The sequence below is a fragment of the Pseudomonas sp. GL_135 genome (assembly GCF_057834665.1).
In genome coordinates this window covers 2,964,814-2,985,568 of the sequence record NZ_CM174408.1, presented here as the reverse complement: position 1 = coordinate 2,985,568, position 20,755 = coordinate 2,964,814, and the positions used below count along the sequence as shown (strand labels likewise).

The window sequence follows — 20,755 nt, the reverse complement described above, 5'->3', positions numbered from 1 at the left end:
CGATCAATCAGGCAACGAAGTCAGTCACGTGCAGCTCCTTGACGCCGACCAGCTGGATTTCGAAGTCCGGCGTCGCATCGGCGTTGACGCTGCCGTAGAGGATCCCGTCGGCGAAGCGCAGTTGCCCGGTCGCGTCGTTGCTGTCAAAGGCGTTGCTGCCAATGAAGGTAAACGCGTCGATGCCCGGTGTCTGCGGGTTGGCGTCCAGGGCGCTGAAGTCGAGCAGATCGCCCTCGGCACTCTTGAAGCCATTGATCACGTCGCGCAACGCGCCAACGCCCATGTCGGCAACGGAGTCGAAGACATAGGTGTCCGCGCCGGTGCCGCCGGTCAGCGAATCGGTGCCTGCACCGCCGATCAAACGGTCGTTGCCCGAACCGCCGATCAGCGTGTCGTTGCCCGCACCGCCGTTGAGCACGTTGGCGCCGCTGTTGCCCGTCAGGCTGTCCGCGAATGCGCTGCCGATCAGGTTTTCGACGCTCTTGAGCGTGTCCAGACCCGAGCCGCCGGTGTTCTGTTGGGCCGAGGTCGACAGGGTGGCGGTGATACCGGCCTGCGCGTTGAAGTAGGACACCGTATCGTTGCCGTCGCGACCGTCCAGCACGTTGTTGCCGATGCCGGCGAACAGTACGTTGTCCAGCGCGTTACCGATGCCATTGGCCGCATCGGCACTGTCGATGTACAGGTTTTCGACGTTGGCGCCCAGGGTGAACGTCGCCAGAGTGCTGTGCACGCTGTCGATGCCGCCCGAGACGCGATCAGCGTTGGTTTCAATCACACTGTCGCCGCTGTTGTCGACGTAGTACGTGTCGTTGCCATTGCCGCCGCTCATGCTGTCGGCACCGCCTTCGCCGTCGATCACGTTGGCCGCCGCGTTGCCAGTGATGAAGTTGCGCAGCTCGTTGCCATTGCCGTCGATGGCTGAAACGCCGGTGAGCACCAGGTTTTCCAGATTCGCGCCGAGGGTCCAGCCGACCGACGCCTGCACGGTGTCGATCTGCGACGGCGAGTCGCTGCTTTCAGTGACGCTGTCGAAGGCGTTATCGACGATGTAAATGTCGTTGCCGTCGCCACCGCTCATGCTGTCGGCGCCGAGGTCGCCGTCCAGCGTGTCATTGCCGGACGAGCCCACCAGGGTGTCGGCCTGGTCGGTGCCGAAGATCATGCCGCCTTCGTTCTGCGCACCGTCGAAGATCGCCTGCACGCTGTTGTTGTCGCTCGGGTCACCCTTGAAGCCCAGGTCGTCGGCGATGTAGTCGGCCAGACGCTGACCGACAATCTCGGCAGACTCTTCGTGCAGGTGCCAGACGTCATCGGGGTAGACCAGCGGGTCGACTTCGTGGCGCAGGGGCAGGTCGGTGTAATCCACCGCAATCTTCACGTCGTCACGCTGTGCGGCAATCGCTTCCTGGGTGGCACGGACATAGCCGACGCCTTCGACGATGCCGGCGATCTTCTCTTCCGAGAAGCCACGGGCGCGGGCCGCGTCCTGGTCGTAGTGACCGGTTTCCATCATGTACACGTTGAAGTTGCCGAACTGCGCGTGCAGGTAATCGAACACCGACAAGGTCGCCGCCTTGTACGCCGCCGCGGCCGCTTCCTTGTCCGAAGCGCGGGCGATTTCCTGCGCCGCTTCCTCGCCCTGGCCCCAGATGATGCCCATGGTCACGTTGTCGATCGACTTAAGCTCGGTGAGCTGGTCGTTCAACAGGGCCACGGCGCGCAACAGGGCCGGGCCGGGTTGGTCGATGTCGGTCAGCCACCAGCACAGCTTCAGTTCTTCGGCGCCGAGGGTCGACATGCCGTTGACCGTGCTGCCGCCCACCGCGATGTCGATGCCATTGCCGTCCGCATCGTTGAACTGGCTGCGCACGTCGTAAGTGGTGTACTTGCTCAGGCCGTCGACCAGCATGGTGGTGCCGGACTGGCTGTCGTCTTCGGTCATGCGCAACAGACGTGCGTTGGATTGACCGAGGGTCGGCAGGAACAGAATGTCCTGGTCAGCCCGCGAGCCGAACACGAAGTCGTCGGCCGTGAGGATGTTCAGGTAGTTGCCGCTCAGGGCGATCTCGAAGCGGTGACCGTCAGCGTCGGGCACGCTTGATTTGATGTACGTCTTGTCGCCGGCGGCATTCAGGCTCAGGTAAAGCGTGCCGTTGCTGCCATCGCCCAGCCCGAGGAACCCCAGGGTCGATACGTCGATCTTGTCCACGCCGTGGGTAAAGTCGTAGATCGTGTCGGTGGCCGTGACGCCGCCGGTGTTGTAGTCCCGGTAGCTGTCCTGCACGCTGGTGTAGCGGAAGGTGTCGGCACCGTCGCCGCCGTACAGCGAGTCGCGCCCTGCGCCGCCGTCGACGATGTCCGGGCCTGCGCCGGCGCGAATGGTGTCGTTGCCGCCCAGGCCGAGGATCAGGTCCGCGCCCACCGTGCCGGCGATGGTTTCTGCATTGTCAGTGCCGGTGATGGTGCTGGCCGGTGCGTCGGCCACGGCCAGGGCAAAGCTGTCACTGACCGACGCGCCGGAAGGGTCGGTCGCCTTGATCAGCAGCGTGTAGGTGCCCGAAGCGGTGCTGGTCGGGGTGCCGCTGAAGGTCAGGCGGGTGCTGTCGAAACTGAGCCACTCGGGCAGGGCACTGCCGTCGGCCAGGGTCGCGGTGTAGGTCAGCGCGTCGTTATTGCCGTCGGAGAAGCTGTTGCTGGTGACCGCGTACGTGAATGGCGAGTTCTCCGTGGCGTTCTGGTCCAGCAGCGGAATCACCACCACCGGCGCGACGTTGCTGGGCACGTTCTGATCGGCGAAGACGAAATGGCTGGCGTTGAGGCTGCCGGCCAGGTTGCCCGCAAGCGACAGCTCGAAACGGTTGCCGCTGGCGTCCGCCACGTTGTCTTTGACGTAGGTGCGGTTGGTGCTGGCGTTGTAGGTCACTTGCAGCGTGCCATTCAGGCCGTTGCCCAGACCGGTGTAGCCCAGGCCCGAGACGTCGATTTTGTCGGCAGCCACATCGAAATCGAGAATCTGATCGCTGGCGCTGGTGGTCGCCGTGCGGTAGCTGTCTTGGGTAGAGGTGAAGCGGAACACGTCTGCCCCCGCACCGCCGGTGAGTTTATCGGCACCGGCGCCACCGATGAGGATGTCGTTGCCGTCGCCGCCATTGAGGGTGTCATTGCCCGCGCCGCCGAAGAGTTGGTCGTTGCCGGTGGTGCCGGTCAGCGTGTCGTTGTTCGGCGTGCCGTTGATGACGCCCGGCGTCACAGGGACGTCCTGCACGGCGAGGGTGAAGCTGTCGCTGACAGTGGCGTTGCTCCCATCGCTTGCAGTGATTTTGATCGCGTAGGTGCCCGAGGCGGTGTTGCCCGGGGTGCCGCTGAAGGTGCGGGTTGCGGCGTCGAAGATCAGCCAGGCCGGCAGGGCCGTTCCGTCAGCCAGGGTCGCGGTGTAGCTGAGGGTGTCGTTGTCAGGGTCGGTGAAGCTGGTGCCTGGCACGACGTAGCTGAACGGCGTGTTTTCGGTGGCGTTCTGGTCCAGCAACGGATTGGCCACCACGGGCGCCTGATTCACCGTCGGCGCAGTGGCGAACACGAAGTTGGCGCTGGTCAGTTTGTCGAGGTAGTTGCCCACGAGCGCGACTTCAAAACGATTGCCCTCGGCATCGGCGGTCAACGACTTGATGTAGGTCTTGTCGCCGGCGTCGTTGAGCACCGCGTACACGGTGTTGTTCATGCCGTCGGCAAGGCCGGTGAAGCCCAGCTTGGAGAGGTCGATCTTGTCGGCGGTGACGTCGAAGTCGGTGATGACGTCGCCCAGATTCGCGCCGCCGGCGTTGTAGTTGCGGTAGCTGTCGGTGCGACTGGAGAACACGAAGGTATCAGCGCCGGCGCCACCACTCAGGGTGTCTTGCCCGGCGCCACCGTCGAGACGATCGTCACCACCGCCGCCGGCCAGGCTGTCAGTGCCGGCAAGGCCCAACAGTGTGTCGGCCCCGTCAGTGCCCTGCAGCGAATCATTGCCGGTCGTGCCCGTAAGGGTTCGATTGAAGATGAAGTTGTCGGCGGTCAGTGCGCTGACCAGATTCCCGGCGAGGATCAGTTCGAAGCGATTGCCGTTGGCGTCGGCATCGTAATCCTTGATGTAGGTGCGGTCGTTGCTGGCGCTGTAGCTGATCTGCAGGGTGCCGCCACGGCCGTTGCCCAGGCCGGTGAAGCCCAGACCGGCGAGGTCGATCTTGTCCTGGGTCGGGTCGAAGTCGGTGATGGTGTCATCAAAGCTGGTGGTCGCGGTGCGGTAGCTGTCGGTTTCGCTGGTGAAGCGGAAAATGTCCGCGCCTGCGCCGCCGGTCAGCTTGTCGACCCCGGCACCGCCGATGAGGATGTCGCTGCCGCCACCGCCGTTGACGATGTCATTGCCCGCGCCGGCATAGAAAATCTCGTTGGCGTCACTGCCCAGCAGGGTGTCGTTGCCGTCGGTACCTTGGACGGCCACCACGGGCACGGTCGCGCTGACGTAGCTGCCATCGCCATACACCAGGGTGTCGCCCTTGGTGGTATGGGTGATGGTGTTGCCGATGATGGCGTTGCGGTCGGTGCCGTCTTCGTTGCGCTCGGCCACGCCATAGGTCGACAGGGCGCTGCCGTTGATGGTGTTGCCTTGGACGGTATTGTCGCTGCCGTTGAAATACTTGCCGGAAACGCCCTTGGTGTCGTCGTAGGACTGGATGACGATTTCCGGTACGCCGCCGCCCAGTGAGTTGTTGCTCAGGGTGTTGTTGATGACGTCGACGTTGTTGCTGCCGTAGATGCGAACGCCGGCGCTGGCGTTGTCGTGGATGTCGACGCCGGTCATGGTGACCTCGCTGGACAGCTTGATCAGCACGCCTTCGGCGCCGTTGCCATAGACCTCACCGCCGGTGATGGTGATGTTGTTCGGCGAAGGGATGTTCTCGCTGCCGCGCTGCACGACGATGCCGCCACCGCCGTTGCCGTAGGCGACGTTGTTGCTCAGGGTGAAATCGTGGCTGCTGGTGACCACGTTGAAACCGTGGCGATCGTTGTCGTAGGCGATGTTGTTTTCGAAGGTGCTGTCGCTGAGGAAGTCAGCGACAAAGCCGTCCAGGCCGTTGCCGTGGGACACGCTGTTCTTGATGACCATGTTCACGGTCTGTTCGTGGGGGTCGAAGCCGTAACCGGAGCAGTCCTTGATTTCCACGCCATCGAGGGTGACGTTGGAGTCGTAACCTTCCTTGCCCGGGATGTAGCCGTTGAACCAGCCGTCGATCTTGCCGGTGGTGTTGTCCCGGTTGCCGTCAATGGTCAGGTTGCTCAGCCCGAAGTCGTGGGTCTCTTCGCCGTAGGCGGAGCGAATGACACCGGTGATTTTCGTGTCGGAACCGTCCGCGACCTTGATGTTGGAGACGCCCATGCCGTCGCCGTACATGTAGACGTTGCTCTTGAGCATGAGGCAGCCGTCGGACGGTTCCTCGCCGCCTGACACGATGTAGGTCCCGGGGGGTACATAGACTTGTCCTCCGCCCGCCGCCGCAGCTGCATCGATCGCTTGTTGGATGGCTGCGGTGTCGTCAGAAACGCCATCTCCTTTGGCGCCAAAATTTTGGACGTTAAAAATCATGTACTTATCTCCGGTCACAGGCTGAGGTCTCGCTGCGTGCCAATTTCCAATCGGCGTGCACGCAGGTATGACCTAGCGGAACGGAAAAGTTGTAGCCGTACGTCGGGAAACCGTCGTTTTGTGACGGTCGGCACATTTGAGTGGTTTGTGTTGTCACCTATTTGACGTTTAGAGGGTTGTGGTTTTCTGGCACTTTGGTGAGCAGGAGGGTGGATCTCGGTCCCACAGGTTTCGCGTTCAGCCAGCGGCTCTGGATGCATGCGATGCTTTTTAGTGGGACCGGCTTCAGCCGGGAAGAGGCCCGGATGCGCACCGCAGATCTTGCGGCATGAATGCCGACGCCTTCCCGGCTAAAGCCGGTCCCACAAAGTTGGCGTTCAGCCAGTGACTCTGCATGCACGCGTTGCTTTTTAGTGGGACCGGCTTCAGCCGGGAAGAGGCCCGTGTGCGCACCGCAGATTTTGCGGCATGAATGCCGACGCCTTCCCGGCTAAAGCCGGCCCCACAAGGTTCGCGTTTAGCCAGTGACTCAGGATGCGCGCGATGCTTTTTAGCGGGACCGGCTTCAGCCGGGAAGAGGCCCGTGTGTGCCCCGCAGATCTTGCGGCATGAATGCCGACGCCTTCCTGGCTAAAGCGGGTCCCACAGGGTGTTCGCAGTCATTCAGTCGGGACCGCGGTTTGCTGGCAGGGCTCGTTAGGCTACTTCAGCAGGGGCGCAGCGCAGGCAGTCACGGCCTTCGCCTTTGGCGGCATAGAGCGCCTTGTCGGCCATGGCGATGAGCACTTCGGCGCTGGTGTGCGTTGCGCTGGCAATGGCGAGACCGAGGCTGATGGTGACCCTGGCTCCATCGCCCAGCACCGGGTGGGGAACGTTCAGCGCGGCGACTGCTGCACGGAGGTTTTCGGCCAGCGCCCTGGCCTGGGCCGGGTGGGCGTGGGTCATGAGCACGAGGATTTCTTCGCCGCCAAAGCGGAAGGTCAGGGCATCGGCCTTCTGCGCGGTGCGCTGGATTACGCCACTGAGCAGCCGCAGGCAAGTGTCGCCCTGCAGGTGTCCGTAGTTGTCGTTGTAGGATTTGAAGTGATCAATGTCCAGCAGGATGACCGCGACGTTCATGTGCGTCTGCGCGGCTCGGCTCCACAGTGACGCCAGCACCTCGCCCTGAAAACGCCGGTTGAATAACTGCGTCAGTGAATCGATGCGCGCCAGTTCCACCAGCTGCGCGCGCAGCAACCGCCCGCGCAACGCAAACAGGTAGCTCAACCGACTGCCGTGCTCCAGAAACCACGACGCCATCATCAGCAACGCGCCCGCTGAGAAGAAAAGCAGCGCGTTGGCCTGCCAGATTTTGTAGTCGGCGAAGTCTGCGAGATAAGTCGTTACCAACTGGATGACCAGCATGCAGGCCATGGCCACCGCTGCGCAGCGCACCGGCACCTGCTGGATCACCGTGCAATACACCATGATCAGCAGCATCCCCAGCTGGTAGTGCAGGCGGAACGGGCTTTCGCTGTAAACCATTGCCACCAGCGGCATCACCGAACACGTCACGGTGCCGATGGCTGCCGTTATCTCGACGACTTGTCGGGTAGTGGCGCGCCGCGCGATGATCAGCAGAATCATAAAGATCGGCGTCATCAGGCAGACACGGCCCAGCGCCACGTAGGTAAACATGTCGTTCAGGCTCAGCCAGTCGCTGACCATGAACAGGTTGTAGATGAGGATGCCGCCGATGCCCACGGCGGTCAGAAATTGGCGGCGTTGCTCGAGCGTCTCGACTTCGTAACGGCTCTCCAGCTCGGTACTGAACCGCAGACTGCGGAAACGCGACAGAATGGTGCGATCGACCTCGGCGAGAAGTTGCGCGTCGTTGGGACCGGGTCGATCAATGACAAAGGAAAGCATGTTGCACCAAAAGGGTGGGGTGACCGGACTATGACATCACCGGTGATGTCTTAGTGCCATCATTTCGTCGGAGCGCTGTTTTCGCAAGGACTGACCGATCAAGCGTCGGATTTGCGATGAACTGCGCCCCGTCGGACCTCAGATACGGAAACTGCCCACCAACTGTGTCAAGCGCACCGACTGACGTTCCAGGTCGGAGCAGGCGCGCAAGGTGGCTTGCAGGTTTTCCACACCTTCCTGATTCAGCGTGTTGATCTCGGTGATATCCACATTGATCGCTTCGACCACCGAGGTCTGTTCCTCGGTGGCCGTGGCGACCGACTGGTTCATCGCGTCGATCTCGCCAATCCGCACCGTCACGCTTTCCAGGCTGGTGCCGGCCTGATTGGCAATGCTCACGCTTTCGTGGCTCTCACGCTGGCTGTCATTCATGATCGCCACCGCTTCACGGGCGCCGTGCTGCAGCTCTTCGATCATTTTCTGAACCTGGCTCGCTGACTCTTGGGTGCGGTGGGCCAGACTGCGGACCTCGTCAGCGACCACGGCAAACCCGCGTCCCGCTTCCCCGGCGCGCGCCGCTTCAATGGCAGCGTTGAGCGCCAGCAAATTGGTCTGCTGGGAGATGCCGGTGATCACTTCGAGGATCTGGCCGATGTTGGCGGTCTTGGTGTTGAGCTGTTCGATCTGCTCGCTGGCGCCGCTGATGCGGGTCGACAAGCGATTCATTGCCTGAATGTTCTGACCGACCACGGCCTGACCACTGGACGCCATATTGCGCGCGTCGCTGGAATGCCCGGACGCCATGGCGGCGTTCTGCGCGATTTCCTGCGCCGCAGCACCCAGCTCATTGATGGCCGCCGCGACGCTGCTGGTGCGGTTGGCTTGCTGGTCAGAGTTGAGCATCGAGGAGTTCGACGCGCTGACCACGCGCAGCGCGACTTCGTTGAGTTGCACGGTGGAGGAGGCCACTTCGCGCATCGAGTTATGGATCCGCTCCACGAACAGGTTGAAGCCGTCGCCCAGGTAACCAAACTCGTCCTGGCTGAGGATTTCCAGGCGTTTGGTCAGATCGCCTTCGCCTGCCGCGATGTCGTGCATGGCGCGGCCCATGGTGTTCAGCGGACGCATCAGCACGTTGAGCAACACGCCCAGCAGCAGGATGATCAGGACCACGGCGATGATCGTGGCGACGATGGCCGAGTTACGGAAATCCCCCAGTGCCGCGTAGGCCTCGCTTTTGTCCACGGCGATGCCGACGTACCAGTTGACCGACGGCAGACCGTCAACGTGGGCGAAGGTAATGATTTCGGTCCTGCCGGCGTGCTCGCTTTCGCTGATGTCCCTGGACAAACGCGGCGTCGCGCTCGGGTAGACCTCGGCCAGGGTTTTCATCACCAGCGAGGTGTCTGGATGCACCAGAATGCGGCCATTGGCATCGACCAGGAAGGCATGGCCGTCGTTCTGCAGGCGCAGCGCGCCAATCATTTTCACCAAGACGTCCAGACTCAGGTCGCCGCCCGCGACCCCGGCGATGCCGGAAGCGCCTTTGACCGGCGTGGCGATCGTCACGATCAGGCCCTTGGTCACGGCGTCCAGGTAGGGTTCGGTCAACGTGGTCTTGCCGGCTTTCAGCGCATCGGTGTACCACGGACGGGTGCGCGGGTCGTAATCGCCGGGCATGTCGTCGGGCGGCTGCGTCACGAACGAGCCATCGGCCTTGCCCAGATAGATGCTCATGAACGTCGAGATCAGCGTCGGCTGACCGAGCAGGCGGTTGAATACTTCAGGCGACGGCGAAACGGCAGCGCCCTCGGCGACGTTTTCCACGAGCAGGATGCGTCCCGACATCCAGTTCTGAATATTACCGGCCGTACTTTCGCCCATCTGGTTCAGACTTTCCCTTAACTGATCCCGGATGGCATTACGTTGCAGATAATCGTTGTAGAGGGTGAACAAGGTAAATGCGGCGATTACCACCAGCGAGGCCGCTAGCAGAATCTTGTGGCTGAATTTCAGGGATTTTGTCATGCCGTACGGGCCTTCAAGCAATTGCGGGGAAAGAATTACGCTGTGTCTGCCGGTCTATCGGCGGGCGCTGCGATAGATGGATGCCTTTCCGGCAAAAAGAGGCCTTATATGAATGGAATCAGACAATCGGTCGACAATTGCTCCGTTCACTCGCGTGAGCCTCAGAAGCGTCCCGGTAAGCTGGAGCGAATTATCAAGGCCGAAGCGAGGTGTCGGAAAAGCTTGAGGGCGGGCGCGATTGATCAAAATTCCCGGGGCTCAGCAGATAAAATATCCGCTTTAGCCTTGGATGATTTAAGTCAACAATCCACCCGTATTCCTCCAGACCCAAGGACCCGCACATGAGCCTCTCGCCATTTCACCTCGCCATTCCTGTCTATGACCTCGCCGCCGCGCGCCACTTCTACGGCGACGTGTTCGGTCTCTCGGAAGGTCGCTCCAGCGAGCAATGGGTCGATTTCGACTTCTACGGCCATCAACTGGTCATCCACGAGCACCCGAAAACCACCTCTCAGGAATCCGTGCATTCCAATGCAGTGGACGGCCACGACGTGCCGGTCCCGCATTTCGGCATCATCTTGCATTGGGCAGAATGGGAGGCGCTGGCGGAGCGTCTGCGCACCCGCGAAACAAAGTTCGTGATCGAACCCTACATCCGCTTTCAGGGCCAGGTGGGCGAGCAGGCCACCATGTTTCTGTTCGACCCGTGCGGTAACGCGCTGGAATTCAAGGCGTTCAAAGACATGAGCCAGCTTTTCGCCAAATAAGCGGCTGCCAGGTGGCGGTCAGCCCGCCGGGTGTTCCAGGGCATCGATGACGCAACGGCGAAACAGATCCAGCAGCGGCGTGTCCCGCTGCAGGTACTTGCTCACCAGCACGATTTCGCGGAAGAACGTCATCTCGCCCAAATCGATGATCCGCACGTCTTCCGCATGCTCCAGCCATAACCCGGCCATCGGCACCAGCGACACGCCGAGCCCGGCGCGGACCATCTTGACGATAGCGTCCAGTTCGTCGAGCTCCAGGGTTTGTTGCACCTCAAGCTTGCGCTCGCGCAGAAACTGCGTGACCCGGCGCCCGCCGAACGAGCGCTGGTCGTAGCGAATGAAGGGGTTGTCGCTGAGTATCTGCCGCGGATCGTCGCCCTGTATGTTCGCCGGCATGATCAGCACGAAGGGTTCTTTGGCGATGACCTCGGCGTGCAGCTCTTTAGGCAGGGAGAAGGGCGGCTTGATCATGATCGCCAGGTCGAGCTCGCCGGCGTCCACTTGACTGAGCAGGTTCAGCGACACCCCCGGCACCAGGCTGGCTTCGATGAACGGCGCTTTGCTGCGCAGCAACACCAGGGCTTGCGGCAGAATGCCGGTCTGCGCCGTGCTGATGGCACCGATACGCAGCGCGCCGCGGAAATCATTGGCGCTGTCGGGGCTGCCCATGCGCCCGAACAACTGCAGTATTTCGTCGGCCAGTGCCACGGCGCGTTGCCCGGCAGCGTTGAGGGTGGCGGCGCGGCCGGTGCGATCGAAGAGGGCGACGCCCAAGGTATCCTCGAGGTTCTTGATTTGCGCGCTGACCGCCGATTGCGTCAGCCCGACCTCACGTCCGGCCGCCGCAAAGGTGCCTCGGCGCGCGACGCAGACGAAGGTTTTCAACTCTCTGATCATCGTCAGGTCCTGGAAGGGAATTCAAATCGGGGCAGGGCGCATCCACAGGCGGCCGGCAGCGGATAGTACCCAGTGCCGCCGACAAATAAAAATGCCGCCTCAATGGGCGGCATTTTGTATCGCGTGACGCTTAACGGTAGCGTTCAAGCCAGTGCGCGTAAGGCGCGGGCAGGGTCCACGAGGCTTTCTCGACGCCCAGTTCTTTGGCGGCGAAATAAGCCCAATGCGGATCCGCCAGATGAGCACGGCCGATCGACACCAGGTCCAGCTGACCGTTCTGCACGGCGGCTTGAGCCAGCTTCGGATCACCAAAGCCCCACGCCGAGGTCACCGGGATATCGGCTTCACGGCGTACGCGTTCGGCGATCGGGCCCATGAAGGCCGGGCCCCATGGGATGTTGGTTTCCGGGATGGTGAAACCGACGCTGACGCTCAGCAGATCAAGACCGCCGGCCTTGAAGCGGCGCGCCAGTTCGATGGATTCGGTGAGGGTCTGCTCGTCACGGCCGTCGTACTCGATCACACCGAAGCGCGCGGTCAGCGGCAGGTTTTCCGGCCAGACTTCACGCACGGCGGCGAGGGTTTCCAGCAGGAAGCGGCTGCGGTTGTCGAAGCTGCCACCGTAGGCATCGGTGCGCTGGTTGGAGTGTTCGGAGAAGAAACTCTGGCCCAGGTAACCGTGGGCGAAGTGCAGCTCGATCCACTCAAAGCCGACTTCACGGGCACGGCGTGCAGCGTCGACGAAGTCCTGCTTGACCCGGGCGATGTCGTCCAGGGTCATTTCCTGCGGGACTTTCGGCAGGTTGGCGCCGAAGGCGATGGCCGAGGGTGCGATGGTCTGCCAGCCGCGGGCATCATCGGCGGCCATGTGGTCATCACCTTCCCATGGACGGTTGGCGCTGGCCTTGCGACCGGCGTGGGCGATCTGGATGCCCGGAACCGAGCCGGCTGCCTTGATCGCCTGCACTGCAGGAATGAACGCCTTGGCGTGTTCGTCGCTCCAGATGCCGGCGCAACCCGGGGTGATGCGGCCCTCAGGGGAGACGGCAGTGGCTTCGACGACCACCAGGCCCGCACCACCGCGGGCCATGCTCGCGAGGTGAACGTGGTGCCACTCGTTGATGACGCCGTCGTCTGCCGTGTACTGGCACATTGGAGGGATGGCAATGCGGTTACGCAGGGTCACGTCCTTCAGCGTGAAGGGTTCGAACAATGCAGACATGGAAATAACTCCTGATGATTGAATTCGCTTGTTCGATAGTATTCGAAATATAGCGAAGAATGAAACCCCTCGCTATGATGCGCGGCATGCGCGCCTTCAAACATCCGTTACCGACCGAACTCACACTTGAGCGTTTGCTTTACGCATTAAGTGACCCTGTACGCCTCGAAATCGTTCGCTGTCTTTCCTCGGTGGCCGAGGCCACATGCGGCGAGCTCGACGGCGGTCGGCCGAAGTCCAGCATGTCCCATCACTTCCGGGTCTTGCGCGACGCCGGCCTGGTGCACACGCGCAACGTCGGCACCACGCACATGAATTCCCTGCGCACCGATGAGCTGGATATCCGCTTTCCGGGGTTGCTGGGGTGCATTCTGTCTCAGGATTGAGCCTCGCAATTGCCGATGGACGGGGGAGAATGGCCCGCGCAACGAAAATGGCCCGATCACAGGATCGGGCCATTTTTTTGCGTGACGCGCGACGCTTAGACGGCGCCGACGATCTTCGCAGCCGGTTGGGTACGACGACCCATTGCACCGGCACCGGCTGCCACCAGGGCAGAAACCACAAGAGTGATCAGCAGGATCCAGGCGGCGCGGGAAATGTTTTTCGCCGCGACGTCAGCCGCTTCACGGGCTTTCTGTTCGGCCTGGGCTTTCAGCTCTTGATATTTGGCATACGCCTGGCGGTAGCTGGCCTGGGCCTGATCGACGATCTGGTTGGCTTCGGCGTCGGTCTTGTTGCCACGGGCCTTGATCAGGTTGACGAACGCCTGACGGTCAGCCGCATCCCACGCCTGATCGCCCTTGGCTTTCAGACGGTCGAGCAAGCCGCTCAGTTGCTCGTCGGCCTGTTGCGGATCTTGCGCGCTGCGTTGCGCCGTGTTTTTAGCGTCTTGCTGGGTGGTGGCGACATCCTGCTTGACCTGGTTCGGGTCCAGCTCAGGCTTACCGGTCTGACGCATGGCTTGTTCGATTTCACCCTGGATATCGTCCAGATTGAAGTCGATGCCCTGGGCACGCAGCTGCTCCTGAATCTTGCCGCCGACGGCCGGGGCCACTTGCGCGATACCGTTGCCCACCGCCGACAGGCCGCTGCCGGTCAGATTCAAACCGCCTCGCACGACGCCGGTCACGGCGCTGGACACCAGGTAAACGCTGATCAGCGAAACACTGGCCCACACCAGAATACCGTGGAAGGCGCCCTCACGATGGGCCAGCCGGCCGGCGGCCCAACCCCCAACGAACAGGGAAATGACCATACTCACACCCAGCCAGATGCCGGTGCCTTTGCCCATGCCCGCCAACGGGTCGGCTTCCTGCAGCGGGTCAATGCTGGCGCTGCCGATGGCGGTGCCCAGCAGACTGAGCATCAGCGAGACCACCAGCGCGAGCACCACACCGGCCAGAATGGCGCCCCAGGAAATACGTTTGAGCAAAGGGGCAACAGCAGTGCCTCGGTAGACGGGATCGTCGTAGCCAGCGGGTGTTACTCGGTCATCGCGAATCATGGTGGCAGTTCCTTTAGTCATTGACTGAACGCAAGAATCCTTGCGCTTACTTCAATGACCTTCGCGCTTTTTAATTAGTTTTATGCGGGCGAAAAATAAAATGGTGGCAAAATGCCTAGAACTTAAAAATGGTGAAGATTCAACGGTCTGCAAGCAGATTAAATTGGAATCAACGCTATTCCCAGTCGCGATATGGCGTCACCCCGGACGCTGTCCTTAGCTACCTTCTATACCACCGTACTTATATTTTCCGAGACAGCCCGATGAATACCCTCACCGCCGATGACCGCACTCAGGTCACTCGCGAAGCCACCGTTGAATACTGGAAACACATCATCCCGATCGTGCAGATCGCGTTCGCGATACACGTGCTGCTGCTGGGCCTGTTCCTGATCGTGGATCTGCCCGTGATGTGGGTCACCAACGCGGCGAGCGTCATGGCCTACATCGCGTGTCTGCTGGCCATCAAGCGCCGGCTGTATCGATGCGCCGGCATGCTCATCTGCATCGAAATCATCGCCCACGCCGCCATCGCCACCTGGAGGCTCGGCTGGGACAGCAACTTCCACCTTTATGTGTTCTGCATTGTCCCGATCATCGCCTTCGGCTTTCATTCATCACCTGTGCGCCGCAGCTGCCTGAGCGCTGCGGTGCTTATCGTCACGGTGGGCGGGTACCTCATGCGCAACAAAGTGCCCGTCGTCAGCATCAGCGAAAACGTCCAGGACCTGTTCGGTGCGGCCAACGCGCTGACCGCGACGGCGTTGTTGCTGCACGCCACGGCATTGTCGGTGCGCTTCAACCTGTCGATGCACATGAACCTTTACCACTCCGCCCATCGCGACAGCCTGACCAACCTCTATACCCGGCGGCGCGTGCTGCAGCGCCTGCGCCAGCTGGGCGGCGGGCGACGCGAGGTCCCTACGGCACTGGTGCTGATTGACATAGATCATTTCAAACAGATCAACGACCAGCACGGCCACGACATGGGCGACGTGGTGTTGCAGCAGGTGGCCGACGTCATCGCCGGGTGCGTGCGTACCACCGACATCGCCGCGCGCTGGGGCGGCGAAGAGTTTCTGGTGCTGATGCCCAACACCACCTTCGAAGAAGCCCGGCTGATCGCCGAGCGGATACTCATGCGCATCAGCGAGCAAGCGGGCGAGATCAGGCAGGTGAGCCTGACCCTGACGGCGACCCTAGCGGTGGCCATTCTCAAGGATGGCGAGGCCTTCCGGGATGCGCTGAACCGGGCGGATCAGCGCTTGTATGAAGGCAAGCAGGAGGGGCGCAATCGGGTCATGCTCGCGGAGTAAGTCCGGTGCGACAATGAATAATGGCGGCAGGACCGGCTTCCGCCAGGAAGAGGGCGTTGCGGGCGCCATCGATTTGCGCAGTGACCACCTGCGCCTTCCCGGTTAAAGCCGTCCTGCCAGTCCGCGCTCGACCTTCGGCAAGGCGCCAGCGTGCGCCGGGTGGTCCGATACATCCATAAACACATTCACAACCAACGCTGACTCGTGGACTATAGGCGCCATTTGGCGCGCTCCGCATGGGGCCGGCGCTCGTAGTTTCAGGATCCTGTGAATGAACATCAAGATTGACGCGCTGATCGCCCGCAAGATCGGCTTCGCCTCCCACCAGAATGCCGTGCCTCTTGTCCGCGAATTGAGCCTCTGGAACCAGGAAGAAACGACCCTCGAAGACCTTGTGCTGACGCTGAGCACCGACCCGAATTTCGTTGAAAGCCGAAGCTGGAATATTGACCGCATCCACCCGGGTGATCGACTCAGTATTTCGGATCGCGACATCAAGCTGAACGCCGCCTACCTGTCCGGCCTGACGGAAAGCCTTAACGCCGACGTGGTGATGCGCGTGTCCCAGGGCGAGAACGTCCTCGTCGAACAGCGCGTCCCCACCGAGCTGCTTGCCCGGACCGAATGGGGCGGCTTGAGCGCCATGCCGGAACTGCTCGCCGCGTTTTGCATGCCCAATGATCCTGCGGTAGACCGGGTGCTCAAAGCCGCGTCTCAAGTGCTGCGCCGTGCCGGCAAGAAAGACGGCATCGACGGCTACGAAAGCAAATCGCGCACGCGCACCTGGGAGCTGGCTTCGGCCATCTGGTCGGCGGTGTGCAGCTTTCAACTGAGTTATGCGTTGCCACCGGCGAGCTTTGAGCAGCAAGGCCAGAAGATCAGACCGCCGAGCGTGGTGCTGGAAAACGGCGTGGCGACCTGTCTCGATACCGCACTGCTGTTTGCGGCCGCGCTGGAGCAGGCCGGACTCAATGCCCTGCTGGTCATGACCAAGGGGCACGCATTCGCCGGCGTCTGGTTGCAGCCTCAGGAGTTTTCCCAGTTGCTGACCGATGAAGCATCGGCCGTGCGCAAGCGTCTCGATCTGAAAGAAATGCTGGTGTTCGAGACGACCCTGGCGACCCAGATGCCCGCGCCGAGTTTTTCCCGGGCGGTGGCCGCCGCTGAACGGGAGCTCAACGATGAGCAGTTCATCATGGGCATCGATGTGCATCGCGCGCGGATGCAGAAGATTCGTCCGATGGCGCTGGTGTCAGCCGTCGGTGCAGTCGATGGGATGGACGCAGCACCGCCCGTGGCGGAAGGGCTGGAGGAAGCGCCGTCGCTGCCGGGCTTCGATGTCGAGATCAATGAAGACGCCGAGGGCCCTGCGGGAAAGCTGACGCTTTGGCAGCGCAAGTTGCTCGACCTGACCACGCGCAACCGTCTGCTGCACTTGCCGGACAGCGCCAAGGGTGTGCGTCTGCTGTGCCCTGATCCGGCAGCCCTTGAAGACCTGCTCTCCAGCGGCCAGCGCATCCGCGTGGTGGCCGTGCCTGATCTGAAAAGCAGCGGCCGCGATGAGGCCTTGTATGAACAGCAGAACAACGAAAGCCTGGTCGACGAAGTGGCCCGTCAGGCACTGGCACGCGGCGAAGTCCTTGCCAGTCTGGAGAAGGTCAAGCTGGAAGCCACCCTGATCGACCTGTTCCGCAAGGCCCGCGGCGATCTGGAGGAAGGCGGCGCCAACACGCTGTTCCTGGCCATCGGCTTCCTGAAATGGAAGAAAAGCGCCGACGACCCGAAAACCTACTCAGCCCCGCTGGTGTTGCTGCCGGTGAAACTCGAGCGCAAAAGCGCCATGTCCGGGGTCACACTGAGCCTCCTCGACGAGGAGCCGCGTTTCAACCTGACTTTGCTTGAATTGCTGCGCCACGATTTCGAACTGGTGATTCCCGGGCTGGACGGTGAGCTGCCCAGCGATGGCAGCGGCATTGATGTGGCGGGCATCTGGAACACGGTGCGCCGGGCTGTGCGCGATATTCCCGGTTTCGAGGTGAGCACCGAACTGGTGCTGGGCACCTTTTCGTTTGCCAAATACCTGATGTGGAAAGACCTGAACGCCAACGCGGCGCAGCTGCTGCAGAGCCCTTTGGTCAAGCATCTGCTGGACCCGGACGCCGCAGGAGAAGGCTTTGCCGGTTCGGCCGAATTCCCCCGGCCCGAGCGTCTGGATGCGACAGTGACGCCTGCGCAACTGTTCGCGCCGTTGCCGGCTGACTCTTCGCAAGTGGCGGCGGTCGTGGCATCGGCCAACACCCACAGCTTTGTCATGGACGGACCGCCCGGCACCGGCAAATCACAGACCATCGCCAACATGATTGCCCACAACCTGGCCCTCGGCCGCCGTGTGCTGTTCGTGGCCGAGAAACGCGCGGCCCTTGACGTGGTGTTTCGGCGCCTGGCGGAAAAGGGCCTTGGCGAATTCTGTCTGGAGCTGCATTCCAGCAAGGCGTCCAAGGTTGAAGTGCTCAAGCAGCTGGACCGCGCCTGGGACGTGAGTGAAGCGTTGAGCGCCGAGGAATGGGAGCGGGAAGCCGCGCGCCTGCAGACCCTGCGCTCACGGCTCAATCAGTTGGTCGATGTGCTTCACCGACGTTGGGATAACGGCTTGACCCTGCACCAGTCGATCGGTCGGGTGGTGCGCGACCACAGTGCGCAGACGCCAAGGGTGGCCTGGGAAACCGGCACGCAACACAATGGAACCGAGTACGCCGGCTTGCTGGATCTCGCCCGTCGCCTTGGCCTCAATGGCACTGCCGCTCGCGAGTTGTCCGGCGCGTTTGGCGCTCTCGCGCAGACGCAATGGTCGAACGCCTGGCAGGCTCAAATCGCCAGCGTTGCCCGCGAGGTGCCCCAGGCCCTTGATGAGTTGGATGCGGCGAGCGAACGGCTGCTGGCACTGACTCACGTGCCGTTGCCCTTGGCTGAGGTGGATCAGGTCCGGCAGCTGAATGAGCTGATCGCCCTGACCCTTGAAACCCATGGCCTGAACCTGTCATTTGCCTTTGCCCCCGATGCTGCCGCACGTATCGAAGCGGCCCGGCGCAGTTGCCAGTTGCTCGAGAGCTATCGGGAGCTCGAAGAAACCCTGTCACTGGATTACGCCGACGAGGCGTGCCGTCGTGTGCCGGTCGCGCAGCTGCGCAATGAGTGGCAGGAAGCTGAGGGCAAGTTCTGGTTCCTGGGGACACTCGCCAAGAAAACGGTCGCGAAGAAACTCGCCTCCCTGGGGGGCGCGGCGGGCCTGCCGGACACCGTCGGCGACCTCGCCATTTTTGAGCGCCTCCAGGCTCAGCTCGTGGAACTGGACAGGTTGGCCAGCGACATGCAATCGATCCCTGGCTGGCAGGGCCTGAAGAGCGACCCGGTGCGCACGCTGCAGGCCGTGGCAATGGCCGAGCATTTGCGCAAAACGCTGATCGGGTTGGCCGAATCCCCCGAAAACCTGGTTGCCTTGCGCGGCGCCGTTGCACGTCTGGTGATCGACGCGAACGACATGTTGGCGCCGAGCGGCCAAATCGCTTCCGCCTGCTTGACGTTGCAGCAGGCGCTGTCGCGGTTTGAGGACGCTGCGCGGTTGTTCGCCGGCCAGGCGGGCACGGATACCGAGACCCACCCGAGCGTGACCGTTCTTCGGGCGACGTCACTCGCCATCCGGCAGCAGGAAGAGCAGCTCAAGGCGTGGTGCGACTGGTGCCGGGTGCGCGAACAGGCGGCGCAAGCAGGCCTTGCCCGTCTGGCCGAGGCGCTGGAAATCGGCAGCCTGTTGCCGTCTGCCACCGAGCAGACCTTCGTCACGGCCTATGCCCATTGGTTCGCCACCCAAGGCATCGACGGCGAACCGTTGCTGCGTAATTTCGTCACGGCCGAGCACATGAGCGACATCAGCACCTTCGTGCGCCTGGACGACGAACTGGCGAAGCTGACGGTGCGCTATATCCGCGCCAGACTCTGCGGCCTGATTCCCTCCAAGAACGACATCCCCAAAAGCAGCGGCTTTGCGATTCTCAAGCATGAGTTGCAGAAGTCTCGGCGACACAAACCGGTCCGGCAGCTGGCGATCGAGATGGGCGATGCGCTGAATTGCCTGGCCCCTTGCATGCTCATGAGCCCGTTGTCGATTGCGCAGTTTCTGCCCGCCGATCAGCCGCCGTTCGATCTGGTGATCTTCGACGAGGCGTCGCAAATCGCGCCGTGGGACGCCATCGGTTCGATTGCCCGGGGCAAGCAGGTGATCATCGCCGGTGACCCTCGGCAGATGCCGCCGACCAACTTCTTTAACCGTGGCCCGAATGCCGGCGACGACGACACCGCCGAAGACATGGAAAGCATCCTCGACGAATGCCTGGGGGCAGGGGTGCCGAGCCACAGTCTGAGCTGGCACTACCGCAGTCGCCATGAAAGCCTGATTGCCTTCTCCAACCACCGGTACTACGACAGCAACCTGATCACTTTCCCGGCGGCGGAAACCCGCGCCAGTGCGGTCGAGTGGCGCAAGGTCGAGGGCGTGTATGCGAAAGGCAAGGGGCGTTACAACCAGGCCGAAGCCCAGGCCATCGTCGATGAAACCGTCAAGCGCCTCACCGACCCTGCGTTCGTGGCGGCGGGGTATTCCATCGGCATCATCACCCTCAACTCGGATCAGCAGAAGCTGATCAACGACCTGCTGGACGCGGCCCGCAAGCAATACCCGCAGATCGAGCCGTTCTTCCAGGACACCCAGACCGAGCCGGTGGTGGTCAAGAATCTGGAAACGGTCCAAGGCGACGAGCGCGACCTGATCATGCTCGGCATTGGTTACGGCCCCACTGAAGCCGGTGCGCCGGTGATGTCGATGAACTTCGGGCCGCTCAACAAAGACGGCGGCTGGCGTCGGCTCAACGTCGCCATCACCCGGTCCCGGCGGGAAATGCTGGTGTTCACCTCGTTCGATCCGTCGATGATCGACCTCAACCGCACCAACGCGCGGGCCGTGCGGGACTTGAAGAACTTCATCGAGTTCGCTCAGCGTGGGCCGAAAGCGCTGGCCGAGGCGGTTCAAGGTTCGGTGGGCGGTTATGACTCGCCGTTCGAAGAAGCCGTTGCCGAAGGCCTGAGGCGTATGGGCTGGCAGGTGGTTCCGCAGATCGGCGTGTCACGGTTCCGCATCGATCTGGGCATCGTTCACCCGGATCGCCCCGGCGATTACCTGGCGGGTGTCGAGTGCGACGGTGCCACGTATCACAGCGCGGCCACTGCTCGGGATCGGGACAAAGTCCGCGGGGCGATTCTCACCGGTCTGGGCTGGAACCTGCTGAGGCTGTGGTCCACCGACTGGTGGGTGGATAAAGAAGGGGCCTTGCAGAAGCTGCACGCCGCGCTGAACGAACTGCTGGATCAATCACGACGAGACGTCGCTGTCGAACAGGGCGTTGAGGGGCAACTGATCGTGGGCAGCTGACCCGT

10 protein-coding genes and 1 pseudogene are annotated in these 20,755 nt (G+C 62.2%); 4 read left to right on the top strand and 7 right to left on the bottom strand.

The features are described from left to right. Window positions 1-7 precede the first annotated feature (7 nt). The 4 genes and pseudogenes from AC3ISG_RS13100 to AC3ISG_RS13085 form a co-directional block, all read right to left on the bottom strand. Entirely contained in the window at window positions 8-5,623 is a 5,616-nt protein-coding gene (locus AC3ISG_RS13100) for a putative Ig domain-containing protein (RefSeq protein ID WP_489297121.1), read from the bottom strand. A gap of 696 nt (window positions 5,624-6,319) precedes the next feature. Then, on the bottom strand, window positions 6,320-7,531 hold the full coding sequence (locus tag AC3ISG_RS13095) for a GGDEF domain-containing protein (protein ID WP_489297120.1): 1,212 nt from the start codon (window positions 7,529-7,531) through the stop codon (window positions 6,320-6,322). 138 nt (window positions 7,532-7,669) lie between these two features. Further along, window positions 7,670-8,434, bottom strand: a complete 765-nt coding sequence (locus AC3ISG_RS13090; RefSeq protein WP_489299528.1) for a methyl-accepting chemotaxis protein — start codon at window positions 8,432-8,434, stop codon at window positions 7,670-7,672. Between the two features lie 93 nt (window positions 8,435-8,527). Further along, window positions 8,528-9,559, bottom strand: a pseudogene (locus AC3ISG_RS13085) (HAMP domain-containing protein); the annotation flags it as partial. A 341-nt stretch (window positions 9,560-9,900) separates the two neighbouring features. Between AC3ISG_RS13085 and AC3ISG_RS13080 the strand changes: the two are divergent. Continuing rightward, the gene (locus AC3ISG_RS13080; protein ID WP_122537172.1) at window positions 9,901-10,326 is read left to right on the top strand and encodes a VOC family protein; all 426 of its coding nucleotides are present in this window, start codon (window positions 9,901-9,903) and stop codon (window positions 10,324-10,326) included. 18 nt (window positions 10,327-10,344) lie between these two features. On the opposite strand, the gene AC3ISG_RS13075 is transcribed toward AC3ISG_RS13080, so the two are convergent. Together AC3ISG_RS13075 and AC3ISG_RS13070 are read right to left on the bottom strand one after the other, a co-directional pair. Next, a complete protein-coding gene (locus AC3ISG_RS13075) occupies window positions 10,345-11,223 on the bottom strand; it encodes a LysR family transcriptional regulator (RefSeq protein ID WP_489297119.1) in 879 nt (292 codons plus the stop codon). A 130-nt stretch (window positions 11,224-11,353) separates the two neighbouring features. Next, the gene (locus tag AC3ISG_RS13070) at window positions 11,354-12,445 is read right to left on the bottom strand and encodes an NADH:flavin oxidoreductase/NADH oxidase (RefSeq protein WP_122537170.1); all 1,092 of its coding nucleotides are present in this window, start codon (window positions 12,443-12,445) and stop codon (window positions 11,354-11,356) included. Window positions 12,446-12,531: 86 nt separating this feature from the next. On the opposite strand from AC3ISG_RS13070, the gene AC3ISG_RS13065 reads away from it, so the two are divergent. After that, window positions 12,532-12,831, top strand: coding sequence for a winged helix-turn-helix domain-containing protein (locus AC3ISG_RS13065; RefSeq protein ID WP_122537274.1), 300 nt, complete (start codon window positions 12,532-12,534; stop codon window positions 12,829-12,831). 95 nt (window positions 12,832-12,926) lie between these two features. Here the strand turns inward: AC3ISG_RS13065 and AC3ISG_RS13060 are convergent, their stop codons facing one another. After that, window positions 12,927-13,952, bottom strand: coding sequence for a hypothetical protein (locus AC3ISG_RS13060; protein ID WP_489297118.1), 1,026 nt, complete (start codon window positions 13,950-13,952; stop codon window positions 12,927-12,929). A gap of 263 nt (window positions 13,953-14,215) precedes the next feature. Here AC3ISG_RS13060 and AC3ISG_RS13055 point away from each other — a divergent pair, with 263 nt between their 5' ends. Continuing rightward, entirely contained in the window at window positions 14,216-15,268 is a 1,053-nt protein-coding gene (locus AC3ISG_RS13055) for a GGDEF domain-containing protein (RefSeq protein ID WP_272634564.1), read from the top strand. 271 nt (window positions 15,269-15,539) lie between these two features. Further along, on the top strand, window positions 15,540-20,750 hold the full coding sequence (gene proA, locus AC3ISG_RS13050) for an anti-phage protein ProA (protein ID WP_489297117.1): 5,211 nt from the start codon (window positions 15,540-15,542) through the stop codon (window positions 20,748-20,750). Window positions 20,751-20,755: the final 5 nt, after the last annotated feature.

Bases quoted from the DNA above. Each gene is read 5' to 3' on its own strand.
- AC3ISG_RS13080 (WP_122537172.1), top strand. From the start codon at position 9,901: ATGAGCCTCTCGCCATTTCACCTCGCCATTCCTGTCTATGACCTCGCC.
- AC3ISG_RS13075 (WP_489297119.1), bottom strand. From the start codon at position 11,223: ATGATCAGAGAGTTGAAAACCTTCGTCTGCGTCGCGCGCCGAGGCACC.
- AC3ISG_RS13070 (WP_122537170.1), bottom strand. From the start codon at position 12,445: ATGTCTGCATTGTTCGAACCCTTCACGCTGAAGGACGTGACCCTGCGT.
- AC3ISG_RS13100 (WP_489297121.1), bottom strand. From the start codon at position 5,623: ATGATTTTTAACGTCCAAAATTTTGGCGCCAAAGGAGATGGCGTTTCT.
- AC3ISG_RS13060 (WP_489297118.1), bottom strand. From the start codon at position 13,952: ATGATTCGCGATGACCGAGTAACACCCGCTGGCTACGACGATCCCGTC.
- AC3ISG_RS13065 (WP_122537274.1), top strand. From the start codon at position 12,532: ATGCGCGCCTTCAAACATCCGTTACCGACCGAACTCACACTTGAGCGT.
- AC3ISG_RS13055 (WP_272634564.1), top strand. From the start codon at position 14,216: ATGAATACCCTCACCGCCGATGACCGCACTCAGGTCACTCGCGAAGCC.
- AC3ISG_RS13090 (WP_489299528.1), bottom strand. From the start codon at position 8,434: ATGCTCAACTCTGACCAGCAAGCCAACCGCACCAGCAGCGTCGCGGCG.
- AC3ISG_RS13095 (WP_489297120.1), bottom strand. From the start codon at position 7,531: ATGCTTTCCTTTGTCATTGATCGACCCGGTCCCAACGACGCGCAACTT.
- proA (WP_489297117.1), top strand. From the start codon at position 15,540: ATGAACATCAAGATTGACGCGCTGATCGCCCGCAAGATCGGCTTCGCC.